This window comes from Amycolatopsis sp. NBC_01480, assembly GCF_036227205.1.
In the GTDB taxonomy this organism is placed as follows: domain Bacteria; phylum Actinomycetota; class Actinomycetes; order Mycobacteriales; family Pseudonocardiaceae; genus Amycolatopsis.
Genome location: NZ_CP109442.1, coordinates 1,977,190 through 1,995,130, shown reverse-complemented (window position 1 = coordinate 1,995,130; position 17,941 = coordinate 1,977,190). Strand labels below are relative to the sequence as shown.

The following is a 17,941-nucleotide window of genomic DNA, read 5'->3' as shown; positions in this document are numbered from 1 at the left end:
GGCCCGATACTAGTGGCTCGCTTGTGACGGGCGTGGCGCTGTTGTCGTTACGCTGGCCGCCATGACCACTTCGCCCGGACGGCTCGTCCTCGCCGCGACCCCGCTGGGCGACACCGGCGACGCGTCGCCGCGCCTGGTCACGGCGCTGGCCACCGCGGATGTCATCGCGGCCGAGGACACGCGCCGGCTGCGGACGCTGGCCTCGGCGCTGAACGTGACGCCGTCCGGCCGCGTGGTGAGCTTCTACGAGGACGTCGAGACCGCGCGCCTGCCGAAGTTGCTGGAATCCTTGCGGGCGGGCGAAACGGTGCTTTTGGTGACCGATGCCGGAATGCCCAGCGTGTCCGACCCGGGCTTCCGGCTGGTGGCCGCCTGCGTCGCCGAGGACTTGCCGGTGACCTGCCTGCCCGGCCCGTCGGCGGTGACCACGGCGCTGGCGCTTTCCGGCCTGCCGTGCGACCGGTTCTGCTTCGAGGGGTTCGCGCCGCGCAAGCCGGGTGAACGCGGGAAGTGGCTGGCCTCGCTGGCTTCCGAGCCGCGCACGGCCGTGTTCTTCGAGTCGCCCCACCGCGTGGCTTCGACGCTGGCCGACGCCGCCGCCGCGCTCGGCGGCACGCGCCGGGCCGCCGTCTGCCGCGAGCTGACCAAGACGTACGAAGAGGTCAAGCGGGGCACGCTGGCTTCGCTGGCCGAATGGGCCGCCGACGGCGTTCGCGGCGAGATCACCGTGGTGCTGGAGGGCGCGCCGCCCCGCGCGGTGAGCGTTGCCGACCTCGTCGGCGAAGTCTCGTCCCGCGTCTCCGCCGGCGAACGCCTGAAGTCCGCGGCGGCCGAGGTCGCCGAGGCGGCGGGAGTGTCCAAAAAGGAGCTTTACGACGCGGTGCTCGCCTCGCGCAGGTAAGCCGGCTTACGAGAGCAGCGCGGTCACAGCGGCGTGGGCCTTCGACGCGTCCGGCTCCTCGCCGGTGATCACGTCGGTGTAGATGAACGACTCGCCGATGCGGACCAGCAGGTAGGCCAGGTCCGCGACCGGCAGCGGCGTCGTCAGGCGGCCCGCCGAGACCTCAGTGGCCAGCAGGTCCGCGAGTTTCCCGATGGTCCGCGACTGCACCAGGCTCGCCTTCGTGGTCAGCAGGCGCAGGGCCCGCTCCGGCTCCCGCTGGAGGAACGAGCGGAACGGCACGGAGGCGTTCACCGTGCGCACGAACGCGCCGATGGCGTCCGCGATGCCCGCCGCGCCGCGGCCGGTGAACGAGACGTTGTCCAGCACCGAAGCCGTTTCCGCCCAGAGGATCTCCGCCAGCAGCTGATCGCGGCCGCCGACCCAGCGGTGCAGCGTCGCGCGGCTGACGCCCAGCGAAGCGGCCAGCTCGCGCATGTCCACCCGGCGCCCGGCCAGAAACCAGGTCCGCGCCAGGCGGAAGGCGGCCACGGCGTCGGGCCGCGGGGCGGCGAGCGAGCGTGAGAGTGGGGTGTCGATGGCCTGAGACGTTATCACGTACTGTCGCATCAGTGAGACATCTGTCAGAGTGTCTCATCAGCCGTGGCCGAGGAGGAAGACGAAGATGCGCGCAGTCCAGGTGACCGAGTTCGGTGGTCCCGAGGTCCTCAAGCTCGTCGAGCTGCCGGACCCCGTCGCCGGGCCCGGTGAGGTACTCATCGACGTCGAGCGGATCGGCGTGAACTACGCCGACACGCACCAGGCGGAGAACTCCTACCTCGCGCCCAGCCGGCTGCCGCTGGTCCCCGGCGGCGAGGTGGTCGGGCGCACGGCGGACGGCCGCCGCGTCGTCGCGCTGCTGAACGGCGGCGGCGGGTACGCGGAGCGCGCGGTGTCCGCCGAAGCCATGGCCTTCCCGCTGCCCGAGGGCATCGACGACCTCACCGCGTTGTCCATGCTGGTCCAGGGCGCCACCGCGTGGATCCTGCTGCGCAAGAACGCCCACCTCGACCCCGGTGAGTCCGTGGTCGTGCACGCCGCGGCCGGTGGGGTCGGCACGATCGCGGTGCAGCTGGCCAAGGCGTGGGGTGCGGGCCGCGTGATCGCGACCGCCAGCAGCGACGAGAAGCGCGCGCTGGCCCTCGAACTCGGCGCCGACGTGGCCGTCGACTCCCGCGCGGAGAACATGACCGAGACCCTGCTGGAGGCCAACGGCGGCAAGCGGGTCGACGTGGTGCTCGACATGGTCGGCGGGACCAGCACAGACCAGAGCCTGGCGGCCCTCGCGCCGTTCGGCCGCCTCGCCTTCTACGGCATGGCCGGGCGCAAGCAGCCCAAGCCGGTCGAGCTGCGCAACCTGCTGGGCCACAGCACCACGGTCGCCGGCATGTGGCTGCCGCACGTCTTCCGCCTGCCCGGCAACGTCTTCGGCACCGCGCTCACCGAGCTGTTCGACCTGGCCGGCAGTGGCGCCATCCGCGCGATCCCCGGCGGCGAGTACGCGCTGGCCGACGCCCGCGGCGCGCACGAAGCCCTCCGCTCGCGCGGCACCATCGGCAAGCTCCTGCTCGACCCCACCATCTGACTCGTGAGTGTTTATGCCGGTTCTAACCGGCATAAACACTCACGAGCCCGGGGTGGCCAGCAGCCGTTCCAGCGGAGCGGCCTTGTGCAGGCACTCCTGCCATTCCGCCGCGCTGTCCGAATCGGCCGTGATGCCGCCGCCCACGCCCAGCTCGATGGTGCCGTCGTGGATCTCGAACGTCCGGATCGCGACGTTCAGCTCCAGCCCGGCCAGCGGCGAAACCAGCCCGACGGCCCCGGTGTAGACCCCGCGGGCGGCCGGCTCCAGCGCGGCGATCAGGTCGAGCGCGCGGATCTTGGGCGCGCCGGTCACCGAGCCCGGCGGGAACGTCGCGGCCAGCAGCGCCGCGTCGTCCACGCCGTCCGCGAGCCGGCCCTCCACAGTGGACGCCAGATGCCAGACGCCCGGCGCCGGGTGGACCGTGAGCAGTTCCGGCACCACCACGCTGCCGACCGCGCAGACCCGGCCGAGATCGTTGCGCACCAGGTCGGTGATCATCACGTTCTCGGCGACGTCCTTGGCGGAATCCCGCAGCCGCGCCGCGTTCCCGTCGTCCTCGGGACCGCGGCGGGGGAGCGTGCCCTTGATCGGCCTCGACCGCACGCGCCGGCCGTGGCGTTCCAGGAACAGCTCCGGTGACAGCGACACGACCGAACCCCACGGGCCGGACAGGTACGCGGCCCGCTGCGGCGCCAGCCGCCGCACCCCTTCGGCGAACAGCGCGGCCGGCTCCCCGGCGAAGTCACCGGTGAACCGGCAGCAGACGTTGGCCTGGAACAGCTCGCCGGCCTCGATCTCGTGCACACACGCCTTCACGGCCTGCTGGTGCGTAGCGGCCAAGGGGCGGCGCAACTGTGAAGCCGACCAGGACAGCTTCGCGGGAGTGGCCAGTGCACGCTCCACAGTGGACAGACGTGGCCCGGGATCGGAGGCGAGCGATTCGAACCAGCACACCCCGTCGGAATCCCAGCGCAGCACGTGATCCGCCCACCCCCACGCCGCGGCGGGCAGCGTGCCGCGGCGCCCGGACGGGTCCGTCCCGTCGTAGGACAGATAGCCGAACCAGCCGCCGCCGACGCAGCCGGGCACGCCGTCCTCGACCTCCGGCAGCACCGTGGGAAAGGGCGCGGCGGTGATCTCGGGGAACGGCGCGACGATCGCCGTCGAGCCGAACCACGAGCCGCACAGCGCCGCGGGCTGCGGCAGGCCGTGCGCGAGCGCGTACGCGGACAGCAGCTCGACAGCCCGTGACGGGGTCACGGGCGTGGACAGGCGCTGCCGCTGGAACCGCATCCGGACATTGTGCCCGGAAAACCGGCTGGCCAGCGGAAACGTGATCAGAGCAGCACGTCGGACAGCTTGAACGGGTACACCACCGCGTCCTGCGCGACCGGCCCGCTGATGCCGGGCACGTCGTCGGCGCAGGCGTACTGATGCAGCCCCAGCCGGGAGTGGAACCAGCCGGCCCGACCCGCGATGCCGTTGTGCCGCACCAGCCAGAGCACCACCTCGGGGTCGGCCCAGCGGTCCGGGTTGAGCCGGTGCGCCCAGCAGTCGTGGCCGGCGTAGACGAGCACCCGCTCGATCCGCGCCGCGTGCCGCACGTGCTTGATCCACGCCTTCACGAACCGGTCGTCGACGCTCTGCGCGTCCACCTCCAGCGCGGGGGCCAGCGAGCCGGGGGCGAACGCGCCCAGCTTGCTGGCCGTCCGGACGAAGTGCTCGGCCTGGTCGTGCACGGCGCCGGGTCGCGCGTAGTGCCGCGCGCCGGTGTGGAGCCCGGCCCGCTGCGCGCCGGCCAGCGTGCGCTCGGCGCCCGCGTCGCTCCAGTTCACGTTCTCGCTGACGGTCACCGAGGCGAACCGGATCTCGGCGTCGCGGACGACTGCCCAGTCGAGTACCTGCTCACGATGGGAGAGGGTGAGCCCTCGCTCGATCTCCGGTTCGGTCACGCTGCGCCCCTACCAGCCCCACGTCGGGTGAAAGGCCACCCTACGTCCCTGTCAAGAGCGCACGGTGACCTCCACCCCGGCGTGTCCCGGCTGGTCAGGCGTTCTCGCGCTGGAACGTGCGGGTGCCCCACCAGATCGCCAGCACGGCCATCACGAGCACGACCACGCTCCCGGTGAACAACGCGTCCATGGAGAAGTCGCCGCGGAAGCTGTTGCGCTCCACGTCGACCACGTGCCGGAACGGGTTGATCTGCGAGATCGTGTACAGCCACTTCGGCGCCAGCCCGGCCGTGATCGGGATGAGGATCCCGGACAGCAGGAGCAGCGGCATCAGCACCGCGTTCAGCAACGCGGGGAACGACTGCTCGCTCTTCAACGTGAGCGCCAGCGCGTACGAGCACGAAGCCAGTGTCACCGCCAGCAGGAACACGATGAGCAGGCTCAGCAGCACGCCGCCGACCGGGGCGTTCAGGTCGAACACCAGGTAGGCGAGCACGATGATGAGGATCGACTGCACCACCGCCTGCAACGCGTTGGCCAGCACCTTCCCCAGCAGCAGGGCCGCGCGGCTGACCGGCGTCACGCGCAGCCGCTCGACCACGCCGGAGCGGTAGTCGGCCAGCAGCGAGAACCCGACGAACGAGCTGCCGAACAGCGCCAGCTGCGCGATCAGCGCCGGGGTCAGCACCATCCAGCCGTCCACGTCGGACAGTCCCTGCGCGTTGAGCGTCTTCACCAGCAGCGGCCCGAAGAAGAACAGGTACAGCAGCGGCTGCATGATGCCGATCAGCAGCCAGGCCGGGTTGCGCAACGCGCCGACCATGTCCCGCCGGAAGATCAGCCAGGTGTCACGCAACATGGGTCACCTCCGGCTGGGCCGCGCCCTGCTCGGCGTCACGCAGCGAGCGCCCGGTGAGCGTGAGGAACACGTCGTCGAGCGTCGGGCGGGTGACCTGGATCGACGACATCACGATGCCCTTCGCGTCGAGCGCGCGCAGCAGCTCCGGCATGGCCGTGTCGCCGCGCGGCACGCGGAACCGGACCAGCCCGTCCTCGACGTCGAAGTCGTGCGCGCCGGTCAGCTGCCGGGCGGTGTCCGCGGCCGCGGACGTCACCTCGGGCTCGACGCCGACCACCACGCCGTCACCGGAAACGCGCGCCTTGAGCGAGTCCGGCGTGCCCTCGGCGACGATGCGGCCGTCGTCGATCACGATCAGCCGGTCGGCCAGCGCGTCGGCCTCGTCGAGGTAGTGCGTGGTCAGGAAGATCGTCACCCCGTGCTCCGCGCGCAGCCGCCGGATGTGGTCCCACAGGTTCGCCCGGCTCTGCGGGTCGAGCCCGGTGGACGGCTCGTCGAGGAAGACCAGCCCGGGGCTGTGCACCAGCCCGAGCGCGATGTCGAGCCGCCGGCGCTGGCCCCCGGACAGCGTTTTGGTCAGCCGCCCGCCGAGGCCGGCCAGGTCGAGCTGCTCGGACAGCAGGGCGCCGCGCGCGTGCACGTCGGCCTTGCTCATGCCGTACAACCGGCCCTGCAGCTCGATTTCCTCGTCGACCCGGCTCTCCGGCGCCGAGCCGCCGCCCTGCGCCACGTAGCCGATGTTGCGCCGGACCCCCAGCGGGTCGGTCAGCAGATCGTGCCCGCCGACGGTCGCCGTCCCCGCGGACGGCTTCAGCAGCGTGGTGAGCATGCGCAGCGTGGTGGTCTTGCCGGCCCCGTTCGGGCCGAGGAACCCGACCAGCTCGCCGGCCTCGACGTCGAGGTCGACCCCCTTGACCGCATGCACCTCACCACCGCTGCGGCCCTTGCGGCGGAACCGCCGCTCCAGACCGCGTGCCGTGATCATGTGAACCCCTCTCCACCCAGTGATCAACTAGTCAAGTTTGACTAACCGAGGACCACACTGTGCCCGAGGAAGGCCGCACTAGTCAAATTTGATTACTCGGTTTCCGGCGGGTCGCCGAACGCGGAGCCCGGGTCGTCGGCCATCACGTACTCGCCCGCTTCCAGCCGGGCGATCAGGCCGATGAGCCACTCGTGGCTGGTCTCGGCGATCCCGGACCACAGCCGGAACAGCTCGCTCACGTGCGCCGCCTTGCCCCAGTCCTGCCCGTTGTCGATGAGCAGCCGGGCCTGGCGGGCCTCGGCATCGAAGTCCACCAGCCGTTTCCGGAGCAGGCTGAGGGCGTGCTTGCGGGACAACGCCGGCATCAGGCTGACCGCGGCGCCCATCTCCGGGCGGCTCATCGGCGCGTCGGCCAGCGCCCGCGCCAGCAGCACCCGGAACTCGTGGTCGCCGTCCGCGGTGAGCCGGTAGGCCACCCGGTCCGGGCCGCCGTCGCCCGGCTCCACCTCGACCTGCTCCAGCAAGTGCTCCGAGGACATCTTCTTCAGCGCGTGGTAAATCGAGCCGGGCTGCACGTTCGCCCACTTGTCCGCGGACCAGGACAGCAGCTCGCGCCGCACCTGATAGCCGTGCGCCCGGCCGTACATCCGCACGACTCCGAGCACGAGCAGACGCGTCGCCGACACTCGTTCTCCCTTCACGGACCGGCCACGAAACGCCGTGGACCACATCCGTAACCTAAACAGGTATGAGCACCCCTGTGTTGACAGCGGTGGCCTGGCCCTACGCCAACGGGCCCCGCCACATCGGCCACGTATCCGGATTCGGCGTCCCGTCCGACGTCTTCTCCCGCTACCAGCGAATGGCCGGCAACCGGGTGCTCATGGTGTCCGGGACCGACGAGCACGGCACCCCGATCACCGTCCAGGCCGACAAGGAGGGCCTGACCCCGCAGCAGACCGCGGACAAGTACACCCGGCAGATCGACGAGGACCTGCGCGGGCTCGGGCTGTCCTACGACCTGTTCACCCGCACCTCGACCGGCAACCACGCCGAGGTGACCCAGCAGATCTTCCTGGCGCTCAACCGCAACGGCTACGTGATCCCGAAGACCACGCGCGGCGCGATCAGCCCGTCCACCGGCCGGACGCTGCCGGACCGCTACGTCGAGGGCACCTGCCCGATCTGCGGTTACGACGGCGCGCGCGGCGACCAGTGCGACAACTGCGGCAACCAGCTGGACGCCGCGGAGCTGATCAACCCGAAGTCGCGGATCAACGGCGAGACGCCGAAGTTCGTCGAGACCGAGCACTACTTCCTCGACCTGCCCGCGTTCACCAAGGTCCTCGGCGACTGGCTGTCGACCAAGACCGAGTGGCGCCCGAACGTCCTCAACTTCACCCGCAACCTGATCGACGACATGCGCCCGCGCCCGATCACGCGTGACCTCGACTGGGGCGTCAAGATCCCGCTGGACGGCTGGAGCGATCAGCCGATGAAGCGGTTCTACGTCTGGTTCGACGCGGTGATCGGCTACTTCTCCGCCAGCGTCGAGTGGGCCCGGCGCTCGGGCGACCCCGAGGCGTGGCAGCAGTGGTGGACCAACCCGGACGCCCGCGCGTACTACTTCATGGGCAAGGACAACATCACCTTCCACGCCCAGATCTGGCCCGCGCTGCTGCTCGGCCACAACGGCGAGGGCGACCACGGCGGCGATCCCGGCAAGTACGGCAAGCTGCGGCTGCCGGACGAGATCGTCTCCAGCGAGTTCCTCACCATGAGCGGCTCGAAGTTCTCCACCTCGCGCGGCACGGTCATCTACGTGCACGACTTCCTGCGCGAGTTCGGCCCGGACGCGCTGCGCTACTTCATCTCGGTGGCCGGCCCGGAGACCCAGGACACCGACTTCACCTGGGACGAGTTCGTCCGGCGTACCAACTTCGAGCTGGCCAACGAGTGGGGCAACCTGGTCAACCGGTCGATCTCGATGGCGCACAAGAACGTCGGCGCCATCCCGCGCCCGGACGCGCCGACGGCCGCCGACGAGGAGTTGAAGGCGTTGTCGCGCAAGGCGTTCGAGACCGCCGGCGCGCACCTGCAGCGCTCGCGGTTCAAGGCCGCGTCAAGCGAGGCGATGCGCGTGGTCACGGCCGCCAACCGGTACCTGTCGGACCAGGAGCCGTGGAAGCTCAAGGACGATCCCGCACGGCGCGACAGCGTGCTGCACACCGCGTTGCAGGTGGTCAGCGACGCGAACACGCTGCTGACGCCGTTCCTGCCGCATTCGGCGCAGAAGGTGCACGAGGCGCTCGGCGGCGCCGGCGTCTGGGCCGCGCAGCCGGAGCTGCAGGAGGTCGAAGACCTCGACATCCCGGGCCGCGTCAACCCGATCCTCACCGGCGACTACGCGGGCGAGCAGGCCAAGTGGGAGTCGACGCCGATCGAGGTCGGCCGTCCGCTGTCGAAGCCGACGCCGCTGTTCACCAAGCTGGACCCGGAACTCGGCGAGACCGGCCCGGAGTGGGCCCCGATCGTCAAGTAGTGCTCGTGAGTGTTTGTGCCGGTTAGAACCGGCATAAACACTCACGAGTATCTTCGGCGCCATGGGTGACGAGAAGCGTGAACTGCCGCCGATCCCGGACCGCCTGCCCGCCTCGGTCGTGGACGCCCACACCCACCTCGACGCGTGCGGCGCGGTCACGGCGGCCGACGTGACGGCCATGGTCGACCGGGCCGAGCGGGCCGGCGTCGCGCGCGTGGTCACCGTCGCCGACGACCTCGCGTCCGCCCGGTGGGCCGTCGACGCGTCCACCTGGGATGCCCGGGTGTTCGCCGCCGTCGCCGTGCATCCCACGCGCACCAAGGACTTCGGCGAGGCGGAACGGTCCGAAGTGGAGCGTCTCGCGAAGGCCGAGCGAGTGGTCGCGGTCGGCGAGACCGGCCTCGACTACTACTGGGACTACTCGCCGCACGACGCCCAGCAGGACGCGTTCCGCTGGCACATCGACCTCGCCAAGCGCGTGGGCAAGCCGCTGATGATCCACGACCGCGACGCGCACGAGGACGTCCTGCGCATCCTGGACGAAGAGGGCGCGCCGGACGACGTCGTCTTCCACTGCTTCTCCGGCGACGAGCACATCGCGCGCCGCTGCATCGACGCCGGCTACGTGTTGTCCTTCGCCGGCACGGTCACGTTCAAGAACGCGCGCGGTCTGCACGAGGCGGCGCGGATCTGCCCGGCGGGCCAGTACCTGGCCGAGACGGACGCGCCGTTCCTGACGCCCCACCCGTTCCGTGGGCGGCCGAACGAGCCGTACTGCGCGGCTTACACCGTCCGGCACCTCGCGGCGCTGAGGGGCGAAGGCGTCCACGAAGTCGCCGAAGCGGTCCGGACCACGGCCGAGCGGGTCTTCCGGCTCCCCGGCGGTTTCCCAGCGTGACAACGGGTTCAACACATTGCGACGTTCGGGTTCTCCGGTTCGTCCACCTGATGAGTGACGCGGGTCACGACACTCCGGGGGGTGTTTGCGCAACCCGCCGACCTCCGTTACTGTCCCGTGATCGTGCCGGTCGGTGCCGTCGAAGCGGAACCGGCTGATACGCCCACAGTCACGTCAGTGCACGTCGGGGAAGCGGGACCGAGGTTGGTACGACTCGGACCCGTGACGATGGCGCTGACTGGGGGTGTCGGACTTGAGAGGCGCGCCGCATGGCGCGTCGCGACGAAGGATGGCTGCGGAAACGCGCCCGTCCTGGGAAAGGGAACGACCCAAGTGACTGGTAGTAGGCAGGGTGGCTCGCGCCATAGGGCCGAGGACACCTTCTTCACTTCCGCTGGTTCGGTGGCCGTGCTCGACCGCGAGCTCGAAGACACCGCGTACGGGCACCTGGACTTCTCTGACGAGCTGTACGTGACGCAGCAGGACGTGCTCGCCGCGCTCGGCCCCGACGCCGACACGCTGATGGCCGAGATCGACGTCGACGTCGACGAGCTGATCCGGCTGATCAACGCCGAGACCACGATGCTGCCGCCGCTCGTCCTGCCGGACGAGGTCGCCGAGGACCGCACCGCGACGCCGCAGACCCAGAAGGTCGCCGTCGAGGAAGGCCTCATCGAGGCCACCCGCACCTGGAAGCGCCGGTTCCTCAAGGGCGCCGTGCTGGCCGTGCTGATCACCGTCGGCGGTGGCGGCGGCGCCGCCGCGCTGGCGATGAACAAGAGCGTCACGGTCGACGTCGACGGCCAGCAGCGCACCGTGCACAGCTACGGCGACACCGTGGGCGAGGTCCTCGAGGACGCCGGCCTTTCGGTCGGCGCGCACGACTCCCTCTCGCCCTCCCCGCAGGCCGCGGTCGGCGACGGCGGCGTCATCAAGCTCGAGCGCGGCCGCCAGCTGAACCTGGTCGTGGACGGCGTCTCGCGCCCCTCTTGGGTCCGCGCGAGCAGCCTCGGCGACGCGATGACCCAGCTGGGCATGGCCGACCTGGTCGCCAAGGGCGCCTGGACCTCGATGCCGGCCAGTGGCCAGCTGCCGCTCGAGGGCTCCACCGTCCAGGTCAAGACCCTCAAGCACATCACGCTCTTCGACGGCACGAACGCCCCGAGGAAGGTCACCAGCAACGCGGTGACCACCAAGGAGTTCGTCTCCGACCTCAAGATGAACCTCGGCCCGGACGACGCCGTCGAGGGTGGTCTGGACGTCTCGCTCAAGGACGGCGCCGAGGTCCACGTCAGCCGCATGGGCGTCTCGATGGTCAACCAGCAGGAGACCATCGACCCGGACGTGCAGCAGAGCGACGACCCGACCTTGGCGAAGGGCAAGACCACTGTCGTGGACCCGGGCACCCCGGGCCAGAAGATGGTCACCTACAAGGTCACCAAGAAGAACGGCGAAGAGGTCTCGCGCGAGCAGGTCTCCGAGCAGGTCCTGGTGCAGGCCAAGCCGAAGATCATCAAGGTGGGCACCATGAAGCCCGCCGACCCGGCGATCGGCGACGGCTCCGCCTGGGACCGCATCGCGCAGTGCGAGGCGACCGGCAACTGGGCCGCCAACACCGGCAACGGCTACTACGGCGGGCTCCAGTTCAACAAGAGCACCTGGGACGCCTACGGCGGCGACCAGTACGCGGCCTACCCGTACCAGGCCAGCCGCGCCCAGCAGATCGCGGTCGCGGAGAAGGTCCGCGACGCCCGTGGCGGCTACAGCGCCTGGCCGGTCTGCGGCAGCAAGGCCTGAGTTCCGCTCCCGTACCGAGGGCTCGGTAGGCTCTGCCGGTGGTTGAACTGCTGGGGCCTGCCGAGATCCGCGCGATGGCGGCCGAGCTCGACGTCCGCCCGACGAAGAAGCTCGGGCAGAACTTCGTGCACGACCCCAACACGGTTCGCCGCATCGTCGAGCTGGCCGGGGTCGGCGCGGGGGACGTCGTCCTCGAAGTCGGGCCCGGGCTGGGCTCGCTGACGCTGGGGCTGCTGGCCTCGGGCGCGGACGTCGTCGCCGTCGAGATCGATCCGGTGCTGGCCGAGCGCCTGCCGCAGACCGCGGCCGAGCGGGCCCCCGAGGCGGCCGAGCGCCTTTCCGTGCTCGGCGCGGACGCGTTGCGCGTGCGGGCCGAGGATCTGCCGGCCGCGCCCGTGTCGCTGGTCGCGAACCTGCCGTACAACGTCGCGGTGCCCGTGGTGCTGCACCTGCTGGCCGAGCTGCCCTCGCTGCGGCGGGGGCTGGTGATGGTCCAGACCGAGGTGGCCGACCGGATGGCCGCGGGCCCCGGCAGCCGCATCTACGGCGTGCCGAGCGTGAAGCTCGCCTGGTACGGCCCGGCCCGCAAGGTCGCCGCCGTGCCCCGCAACGTCTTCTGGCCGGTCCCGAACGTCGACTCGGCGCTGGTCTCCTTCGAACGGGCCGAGACGCCGGTGACCGACGTCGATCGCAAGACGTTGTTCGATCTCGTGGACGCCGCGTTTTCGCAGCGCCGCAAGACTTTGCGTGCGGCGTTGGCGGGTTGGGCCGGGTCGGCGGACCGTGCGGGTGAGCTGCTGACGGCGGCGGGGATCGACCCGCGTACCCGCGGTGAGCAGTTGGGCGTGCAGGACTTCGCACGGCTCGCGGCACAGGTCTGAACCACGGCGCCGTCAGGCTCCGGCGGTGCCGAACAACCGGTCGAGGTGGTAGTCGAGGGTGGCGATGACCTCGTCGGGCCGGTAGCGGTCGTGCAGGACGTCCAGGCCCAGCCCGGTGATGCCGGAGACGAGCAGGTTCGCCTCGTGCCGGGGGTCCGCGCCGGGCACGAGTGAAGCCGCCGGCAGCAGACCGGTCACCAGGTCCTCGATCGGTGTCCCCTCGCCGAGGAAAACCTTCGCCAGCTCAGGATCGCTGTGCGTGCGGCTGAAATACGCGATGTGCACGCGCAGCGACTGCGCGCGTTCCTCGTCCAGTGGCAGCAGTTCCGTGAGCACCGAGCGCAGTACCGCGCGCGGGCTCTCCTGCGGCAGCTCCGCGATGCGGGCCTGCGCCCGTTGCTCGCCCTGCTCGTGGAGGTAGCGCAGGGCCAGGACGAGCAGGTTGTGCTTCGTCTCGAAGTAGTACTGCACCAGCCGCAGCGAGACGCCGGCCTCGGCGGCGACCTCGCGCATGCTCACCGACTCGAGGCCGCGGGCGGCGGCGATCCGCCAGACCGCTTCGGCGATCTGACGCCGGCGCTGGTCGTGGTCCACCCGCTTGGCCATCGTGCTCCTCGGTTGTATGGTACGAGTGTATCTGATACGTCTGTATCATCAGGAGGGGACATGAACGAGGGCTGGTACCGGCTGTGGGAGGTGGTCGTCGGCGTGGTGGGCGTCCGCGCGGGCGTCGTGCCGATCCTGTCGAAGGCGTTCGGCGAGGGGAAGCCGAGCTGGCTGGCGTTTTCGAACTATCTGGACACGCCCTGGTGCTACGTGGTGGCCGCCGGCGTGATCGTCGTGGCGTTCGCGGTGCTGGCGGTGCTCGACGAGCGGCGTAAAAAAGCGCCGCCGATGAAGGATTCCTGACCGTCCACAGGGGAATCGCCCGGCAGCTCGGGTATCGGGACCCGGCCGGTCGTGTCAAGCGGCCCGACCGGTGAACCGTCCTCACGTTCCGCGATGCAGGACGGAGTGTTCCGGTATCCGGGCGCCACCACTCGTGTGATCTGCACCAACGCGCTTGCGTTCACCCAATGGGATCGGCTTTACTCGGTATGTCCATCCCGAGCGACTGAGAGACCTGGCTCGCCGAAGTCGCAGCAACCACCCTCCGCAGGGCAGGTGCTACCGCCAGGACCGATGGAGGCTGTTTCCGATGAAGAGGGTAGCCCGCCCGCTCCTGCTCACCAAGCGGCGCGTAGTCGACGAAGGTCGCCGCACGGTATGTGCGTGTCGACGCTCCATGGTCATCGCCTGATCTCTCTTCCGCTTTCTTCTTGAGCACCGTCCCTTTCGGACGGTAAATCGGTGACGCCCGGCGCGCCCTCAACGGTGCTGCGCCCCCTGCTTGGAGCCCTTTGTGATCACTGTCGAAAACGTGTCCAAATCCTTTCCCCTCAACGGAAATCCGGTCGCCGCGCTGCGTGACGTGAGCGTCGACGTGCAGGCCGGCTCCCTCTTCGGCGTGGTCGGCCCGGCCGGCTCCGGCAAGTCGACCCTCGCCCGCTGCATCGCGCTGCAGGAGCGCCCCGACCGCGGCGTCGTGCGGCTCGACGGCCTGAACACCGGCACCCTCGACGGCCGCCGGCTGCGTGAGGTCCGCCGCCAGCTCGGTGTCGTCGGCACCAAGCCGGAGCTGCTGGCCGAGCGCACCGTGGCCGGCAACATCGCGACCCCGCTGGAGCAGCTGGGCGTCGACGGCCCGCAGCGCCGCAGCCGCGTCGGCTCGCTGCTCGACCTGGCCGGGCTGACCGCGCGGGCCGCCCAGCACCCGGGTGAGCTGACCGACGGCCAGCTGCGCCGGGTCGCCGTGGCCAAGGCGCTCGCGGCCGGACCGGCCGTGCTGCTCGCCGACGACCCGACCGCGGGCATCGCCCCGGAGGAGGCCGGCGCCGTGCTGGCCGTGCTCGACCGGGCGCGCGCCGAGCTGGGCGTCACGGTGCTGGTGACCACGCAGGACGCGGGCGTCGTCCGCCGGGTCTGCGACGACGTCGCGGTGCTGGAGGAAGGCGCCATCGTCGAGCGCGGCACGGTGCTCGACCTGATCGCGTCGCCGGGCAGCTGGACCGCGCAGGCGGTGCTGCCGGCGATCGAGACGACCCGGGCGCAGGCCGCGAAGTACGACCGCTCGGCCGACGTGGTGCTGATCGGCTTCGCGTCGGTGGGCGCGTTGCTGCCCGAGGCGGCCGGCCGGTTCGACGTCGAGCTCGCCACCATCGGCGGCGGCCTGACCCGCATCGGCGACACCCCGATCGGCCGCTTCCGCCTCGGCGTCCGCGGCGAGCGGGCCGACGCCGCGCTGGCGTGGATCGCCGACCGCGGCGCCCACGTGACCCACACCGCGCGCGGCCCGCAGAGCGTCGTCGCCGCCTGACCCTCTTCCGGCAGTCTCCGTCAAGGCCTCCTTACCCGCGTCGGACGCGGGTAAGGAGGCCTTGACGCCACTTCTGTCCGGGGAACACGGCCACGCGTCCGGAGATTTGGGACGGCTGTCCGGCCGGTCGGGTTGCCGAACGCGACGGCCCGGGTACGGAAGGTCCGGCGGCCGCCCGGCTTTTCTCCTGGTGGCCAGCCGAACGGCCCGGCCACGTAGGCTGGATGGGTGCTCGCAGTGGTTCCTCCCCCAGTCACCGTCCGGGTCCCGGCCAAGGTCAATCTGCACCTGGCGGTCGGCGACCCGCGTGCGGACGGTTTCCATGAGCTGGTCACCGTGTTCCAGGCGCTTTCGCTGACGGACGAGGTCACCGTCGCGGCCACCGACGAGCCCGGGCTCGAGGTCTACGGCGAGGGGGAGGGCACGGTGCCCACCGACGCCACGAACCTCGCCTGGCGCGCGGCGCAGGAGCTGGCCGCGTACGCCGGCCGTCCGGACGAAGATCCGAAGGTGCGCATCGTGCTGCGCAAGGGGATCCCGGTCGCGGGCGGGATGGCGGGCGGCAGCGCGGACGCGGCGGCGACCCTGGTGGGCCTGGCTTCGCTGTGGAAGCTCGACATCACCCGCGACGAGCTGGCCGCGATCGCGGGCAAGCTGGGCAGCGACGTGCCTTTCGCGCTGTACGGCGGCACTGCGCTCGGGACCGGACGCGGCGAGCAGCTCGTGCCGGTGCTCTCGCGGCACACGTTCCACTGGGTGCTCGCGTTCGACCACAAGGGCCTCTCCACGCCGAAGGTGTTCGGCGAACTCGACCGGCTGCGCACGGAGGGCAAACCGCCGCGCATCGGCTCGCACACGCCCGTGGTCGAGGCGCTCGCTTCCGGCGACCCGCGGCAGCTCGCGTTGCTGCTGGGCAACGACCTCCAGGCCGCGGCCGTCTCGCTGCGGCCGGGCCTGCGGCGCACGCTGCGCGCGGGCGTGAACGCGGGCGCGCTGGCCGGCTGCGTTTCCGGCTCGGGCCCGACGTGCGCCTTCCTCTGCGTCGACGCGCAGGCGGCCGTGGAAGTGGCCGCCGAGCTGTCCGGCGCCGGGGTGTGCCGCACGGTGCGGGTCGCGCACGGGCCGGTGCCCGGCGCGCGGGTGGTCGGCGGCGACGACGCGCCGCGCAGCACGCCGCCGCGCGTGCACGCCTGAGCTTTTACTGAACTGTCCACTGTGGAAGGGATCGGATGGCCAACCTGGTCAACCTGGAGTCGGTGAGCAAGTCCTACGGGGTGAAGCCGCTGCTGGACAAGGTTTCCCTCGGCGTCGCCGAAGGACAGCGCATCGGCGTGGTCGGCCTCAACGGCGGTGGCAAGACCACCTTGCTGGAGGTCCTCTCAGGACTGAGCGAGCCGGACGACGGGCGCGTCAGCCACGTGCGCGGGCTGCGGATGGCCGTGGTCACGCAGCGCACCGAGCTGCCCGAGGGCAGCACGGTCGGCGATGTCGTGCTGGCCCGCTACGGCGCCGAGCACGAGTGGGCCGCCGACGCCCGCGTCCGGTCCATTGTGGACGGCCTCGGGATCACCGCGATCGGGCTGGACAAGGCGACCGCCACGCTTTCCGGCGGTGAGCGCCGTCGCGTCGCGCTCGCGGCCGCGCTGACCGGCGAACTGGACCTGGTGGTGCTCGACGAGCCGACCAACCACCTGGACGTCGAAGGCGTCCGCTGGCTGGCCGACCACCTGCTCGCGCGCCGCACCGCCGTGGTGGTCGTGACCCACGACCGGTGGTTCCTGGACACGGTCGCGGGCGTGACCTGGGAGGTCGCGAACGGCCGCGTCGAGCAGTACGAAGGCGGTTACGCGGACTGGATCTTCGCGCGCGCCGAGCGGGCGCGGCTGTCCGCGACCGCGGAGGAGAAGCGGCAGAACCTGGCGCGCAAGGAGCTGGCGTGGCTGCGCCGCGGCCCGCAGGCGCGCTCGTCGAAGCCGCGCTACCGCGTGGAGGCCGCGGAGGCGCTGATCGCCGATGTGCCGCCACTGCGCGACACCGTCGAGCTGCACGCGTTCGCGAAGCGGCGGCTCGGCAAGACGGTGCTGGAGCTGGAAGACGTGACGGTCAGCGTCGGCGGCCGCACGCTGCTCGACCACGTCACCTGGCGGATCGGCCCCGGCGACCGGATCGGCCTGGTCGGCGTGAACGGCTCCGGCAAGACCACGCTGCTCAAACTGCTCGGCGGGGAGATCGAACCCTCGACCGGGTTCCGCAAGCAGGGCAAGACCGTCGCGCTCGCGCACCTGCGCCAGGAGCTGGACGACCTGCCGAAGGACCTGCGGGTGCTGCAGGCGATCGAGCAGGTCGCCGGGCGTGTGGTGTTCGGCAAGCAGGAGATGACCGCGTCCCAGCTCGGCGAGAAGCTGGGCTTCCCGCAGGCCCGCCAGTGGACGCCGGTCGGCGACCTGTCCGGCGGCGAGCGGCGCCGGCTCCAGCTGTGCCGGCTGCTGATGGCCGAGCCGAACGTGCTGCTGCTCGACGAGCCGACGAACGACCTGGACATCGACACCCTGCAGCAGCTGGAAGACCTGCTCGACGGCTGGCCCGGCACGATGGTCGTCGTCTCGCACGACCGGTACCTGGTCGAGCGCGTCTGCGACACCACGGTCGCGCTGTTCGGCGACGGCGGGGTGACCGACCTGCCCGGCGGCATCGAGGAGTACCTCAAGCGCCGCCTGAAGATCCGGGACGCCGCCCCGCGCCGTGATTCCGTCGAGGCCGCCCCTGCGAAGGCCGAGGCCAAGCGCGATGCCGCGGAGGTGCGGGCCGCGCGCAAGGAGCTGGGCCGGCTGGAGCGCAAGCTCGACCAGCTCGCCTCGCGCGAGGAGAAGATCCATGTGGCGCTGGCCGAAGCGGCCACGGACCCGGCGAAGCTGATCGAGCTGAACACCGAGCTGAAGACGCTGCAGGCGGAGAAGGACGACGTCGAGGCGCGCTGGCTGGAGACCTCGGAAGCGGCCGAATAGCGGCCCGTCGAGCCGGGTGCACCGAGCCGAACAGCGCTGTTCAGGCCACGGGCGACGGGCGTTGACAACCAGACAGTAATC

Annotated in this window: 17 protein-coding genes and 1 riboswitch; of the genes, 10 read left to right on the top strand and 7 right to left on the bottom strand. The window is 71.1% G+C overall.

Annotated features, from left to right (window positions below; all coding sequences use genetic code 11):
- The first annotated feature begins 61 nt into the window (after positions 1-61).
- On the top strand, positions 62-901 hold the full coding sequence (gene rsmI, locus OG371_RS09295) for a 16S rRNA (cytidine(1402)-2'-O)-methyltransferase (protein WP_329067572.1): 840 nt from the start codon (positions 62-64) through the stop codon (positions 899-901).
- A 6-nt stretch (positions 902-907) separates the two neighbouring features.
- On the opposite strand, the gene OG371_RS09290 is transcribed toward rsmI, so the two are convergent.
- On the bottom strand, positions 908-1,510 hold the full coding sequence (locus tag OG371_RS09290) for a QsdR family transcriptional regulator (protein ID WP_329067570.1): 603 nt from the start codon (positions 1,508-1,510) through the stop codon (positions 908-910).
- Positions 1,511-1,565: 55 nt separating this feature from the next.
- Between OG371_RS09290 and OG371_RS09285 the strand changes: the two genes are divergently transcribed.
- On the top strand, positions 1,566-2,525 hold the full coding sequence (locus OG371_RS09285) for a quinone oxidoreductase family protein (RefSeq protein ID WP_329067568.1): 960 nt from the start codon (positions 1,566-1,568) through the stop codon (positions 2,523-2,525).
- Between the two features lie 39 nt (positions 2,526-2,564).
- On the opposite strand, the gene OG371_RS09280 is transcribed toward OG371_RS09285, so the two are convergent.
- The 5 genes from OG371_RS09280 to OG371_RS09260 form a co-directional block, all read right to left on the bottom strand.
- Complete coding sequence (locus OG371_RS09280) at positions 2,565-3,818, bottom strand: aminodeoxychorismate synthase component I (protein ID WP_329067566.1); 1,254 nt, start codon at positions 3,816-3,818, stop codon at positions 2,565-2,567.
- A gap of 44 nt (positions 3,819-3,862) precedes the next feature.
- Positions 3,863-4,477: a glycoside hydrolase family 25 protein gene (locus tag OG371_RS09275; RefSeq protein WP_329067564.1), complete on the bottom strand. Its 615-nt coding sequence runs from the start codon at positions 4,475-4,477 to the stop codon at positions 3,863-3,865.
- A 94-nt stretch (positions 4,478-4,571) separates the two neighbouring features.
- On the bottom strand, positions 4,572-5,336 hold the full coding sequence (locus OG371_RS09270) for an ABC transporter permease (RefSeq protein WP_091612552.1): 765 nt from the start codon (positions 5,334-5,336) through the stop codon (positions 4,572-4,574).
- Complete coding sequence (locus tag OG371_RS09265) at positions 5,326-6,321, bottom strand: ATP-binding cassette domain-containing protein (RefSeq protein WP_329067562.1); 996 nt, start codon at positions 6,319-6,321, stop codon at positions 5,326-5,328. The genes OG371_RS09270 and OG371_RS09265 overlap by 11 nt, the downstream gene beginning before the upstream one ends.
- 92 nt (positions 6,322-6,413) lie before the next feature.
- Positions 6,414-7,007 carry a PadR family transcriptional regulator gene (locus tag OG371_RS09260; RefSeq protein WP_329067560.1) on the bottom strand — a complete coding sequence of 198 codons (594 nt, stop codon included), beginning with the start codon at positions 7,005-7,007 and terminating at the stop codon, positions 6,414-6,416.
- A 62-nt stretch (positions 7,008-7,069) separates the two neighbouring features.
- On the opposite strand from OG371_RS09260, the gene metG reads away from it, so the two are divergent.
- From metG to rsmA, 4 genes are all read left to right on the top strand, one after another.
- Positions 7,070-8,863 (top strand): methionine--tRNA ligase, encoded by a 1,794-nt coding sequence (metG, locus tag OG371_RS09255; RefSeq protein WP_329067559.1) that lies wholly within the window; start codon positions 7,070-7,072, stop codon positions 8,861-8,863.
- A 61-nt stretch (positions 8,864-8,924) separates the two neighbouring features.
- Complete coding sequence (locus OG371_RS09250) at positions 8,925-9,761, top strand: TatD family hydrolase (RefSeq protein WP_329067557.1); 837 nt, start codon at positions 8,925-8,927, stop codon at positions 9,759-9,761.
- Positions 9,762-10,169: 408 nt separating this feature from the next.
- Positions 10,170-11,558: a transglycosylase family protein gene (locus tag OG371_RS09245; RefSeq protein WP_329072974.1), complete on the top strand. Its 1,389-nt coding sequence runs from the start codon at positions 10,170-10,172 to the stop codon at positions 11,556-11,558.
- Between the two features lie 38 nt (positions 11,559-11,596).
- A complete protein-coding gene (gene rsmA / locus OG371_RS09240; protein ID WP_329067555.1) occupies positions 11,597-12,439 on the top strand; it encodes a 16S rRNA (adenine(1518)-N(6)/adenine(1519)-N(6))-dimethyltransferase RsmA in 843 nt (280 codons plus the stop codon).
- 12 nt (positions 12,440-12,451) lie between these two features.
- Here rsmA and OG371_RS09235 read toward each other — a convergent pair whose 3' ends face one another.
- Positions 12,452-13,045 (bottom strand): TetR/AcrR family transcriptional regulator, encoded by a 594-nt coding sequence (locus OG371_RS09235; protein WP_329067553.1) that lies wholly within the window; start codon positions 13,043-13,045, stop codon positions 12,452-12,454.
- Positions 13,046-13,105: 60 nt separating this feature from the next.
- Here OG371_RS09235 and OG371_RS09230 point away from each other — a divergent pair, with 60 nt between their 5' ends.
- The 4 genes from OG371_RS09230 to OG371_RS09215 all read left to right on the top strand — a co-directional run bounded on the left by OG371_RS09230 (position 13,106) and on the right by OG371_RS09215 (position 17,860).
- Positions 13,106-13,348: a hypothetical protein gene (locus OG371_RS09230; RefSeq protein WP_329067552.1), complete on the top strand. Its 243-nt coding sequence runs from the start codon at positions 13,106-13,108 to the stop codon at positions 13,346-13,348.
- A 189-nt stretch (positions 13,349-13,537) separates the two neighbouring features.
- Positions 13,538-13,644, top strand: a riboswitch (SAM riboswitch).
- Positions 13,645-13,841: 197 nt separating this feature from the next.
- Positions 13,842-14,855, top strand: coding sequence for a methionine ABC transporter ATP-binding protein (locus OG371_RS09225; RefSeq protein ID WP_329067549.1), 1,014 nt, complete (start codon positions 13,842-13,844; stop codon positions 14,853-14,855).
- A 237-nt stretch (positions 14,856-15,092) separates the two neighbouring features.
- On the top strand, positions 15,093-16,049 hold the full coding sequence (locus OG371_RS09220) for a 4-(cytidine 5'-diphospho)-2-C-methyl-D-erythritol kinase (protein ID WP_329072972.1): 957 nt from the start codon (positions 15,093-15,095) through the stop codon (positions 16,047-16,049).
- 35 nt (positions 16,050-16,084) lie between these two features.
- On the top strand, positions 16,085-17,860 hold the full coding sequence (locus tag OG371_RS09215; RefSeq protein ID WP_329067547.1) for an ABC-F family ATP-binding cassette domain-containing protein: 1,776 nt from the start codon (positions 16,085-16,087) through the stop codon (positions 17,858-17,860).
- The last annotated feature ends 81 nt before the right edge of the window (positions 17,861-17,941 follow it).